Origin of the sequence: Streptomyces sp. NPDC089915 (assembly GCF_040684675.1) — a bacterium.
Lineage (GTDB): Bacteria > Actinomycetota > Actinomycetes > Streptomycetales > Streptomycetaceae > Streptomyces.
This window is the reverse complement of the sequence record NZ_JBFBGN010000352.1, coordinates 1-1,640: the sequence shown is the minus strand read 5'-3', so window position 1 is coordinate 1,640 and position 1,640 is coordinate 1. Positions and strand designations below refer to the sequence as shown.

The 1,640-nt window shown below is 71.8% G+C and carries 2 protein-coding genes and 1 pseudogene; 2 read left to right on the top strand and 1 reads right to left on the bottom strand.

Annotation, left to right across the window (positions count from 1 at the left end; genetic code table 11):
- On the top strand, positions 1–521 hold a 521-nt coding region (locus AB0O29_RS35740; RefSeq protein ID WP_365160555.1), incomplete at its 5' end, for an FAD-dependent monooxygenase.
- Between the two features lie 140 nt (positions 522–661).
- Here the strand turns inward: AB0O29_RS35740 and AB0O29_RS35735 are convergent.
- Positions 662–844, bottom strand: a pseudogene (locus tag AB0O29_RS35735) (IS5/IS1182 family transposase); the annotation flags it as partial.
- Between the two features lie 438 nt (positions 845–1,282).
- Between AB0O29_RS35735 and AB0O29_RS35730 the strand changes: the two are divergent.
- Positions 1,283–1,640, top strand: a 358-nt coding sequence (locus tag AB0O29_RS35730; protein ID WP_365160552.1) for a hypothetical protein, incomplete at its 3' end; no start/stop codon positions are given.

The following is a 1,640-nucleotide window of genomic DNA, read 5'->3' as shown; positions in this document are numbered from 1 at the left end:
GGTGTGCTCTTCCGATATCCGTGATCGCCCCGCTGCCCGGAGGGCACTACCGGGTGGTCGCGAGCGTCGCCGAGGCTCCCGCCGAACCGGACCTGGCCTTCGTACGGGGCCTGCTGGAGGAGCGCGCGCCCGGGCAGGCCGCCGTCCGCGAGCTGGCCTGGTCCTCCCGTTTCCGGATCCACCACCGCGTCGCCGACCGCTACCGGGCCGGCCGGCTGCTGCTCGCCGGGGACGCCGCCCACGTGCACAGCCCGGCCGGCGGCCAGGGCATGAACACCGGCATCCAGGACGCGTACGCCCTCGGCCGCGCCTTCGCCGACGGGGACCTCGACGGCTACGGGGCCCGCCGCCGGCCCGTGGCCCTGAGGGTGGTCGCCCTGACCGACCGGATGACCCGCGTCGCGACCACCCGCAACCCGGCCCTGCGCGCCGCGCGCAACGCCGTCCTGCCCGTCGCCTCGCGGGTCCCCGCCCTGCGCCGCCGCCTGGCCACCGAACTCGCGGAGCTCAACTACCGATAGGAGAGGGCCCCTTTGGCCCAGACCATGCCTGAGGCAGGACCGTGGTCGGCGTGAACACGCGCCCTGTCGGGCTTCCCGGCGATGAGGTCCGGGGAGCCGCCCCCTCAGGTGGTGCGGGCCTTGTCGCCGCGGGCCCGGTCCGGCCGGGTGCGGGGACGCCCGGGCCCGCGGCGGGCGATGTTCAGGGCCCGCATGAGCGGGATGAACATCGGGCTGTCCCCGGGTTGGACGGGCGAGGTCAGCCGGACCAGGGGCCGGCAGCGGTCGTCGGCCAGTAGGTGGATCTTGCTGGTCAGTCCGTCCTGGGAGCCTTCCAGGGCCTCGTGGCCATCTTCGTCCCCACGGGTGCCGCCCCTTTCTCGGGGTGGTCCTTCGGTGGCGTGTTGCGTGCTCCGGCTGCGTGCTGGTGGGCCCGGCAGGTGGTCGAGTCGGCGTTCACCGCCCACGAGCCGTCCGTGTCCAGCGCGGTGGCGTCGGCTCCGGCCTGCAGAGCGCGCAGGATCCTCGACCAGGTGCCGTCGGCCGACCGCCGGCGGTGTCGTTCCTACTGAGCATTCGTCAGTTCATGCCGACGTGCCATGACGAGTTCCTGCCCGGAGCGGCGGTGGATCCACCACCCCGGGCAAGAGCCATCGGACACTGCCTGACGGTCTTCCACCACGTCGTCGTGAGATGGGGGCCGGGCGGCAGTCAGACCCCGGGAAGCGGATCGGTGCGTCGGAACCCCGAGAAGTGATGGGAGGGGTGAATTGCGCCTGGCCATGGGACAGTTCGTGATGCTGTGTCACTGGCTGCCGGGAGAGGGGCACGATATGGCTGGCGAGTTCGAGGGCGTCTGGCTGACGGCGCGCCAGGTGAGCACTTTGTGGCCGGGCGTGGGTGCTCGCTCGGTGTATGTGAATGCGCTGGCCCACGGAGTACGGGTCCGTACGGACAGCTGGATGACCACTACCGGGTCCGCCAGTAAGACGTGGTATCACGCCGACGACGTGCGCCGAGTGGCCCCGCAGATAGAAGCCCGGCCACCCCTCAAGGGGCCGTCCCCGCTGCCGTGCTGTCTACTGCTGATCGTTCTGGCAGCGGTACCAGTCGTCTGGCTGGTACTGGCTATACGAGGCG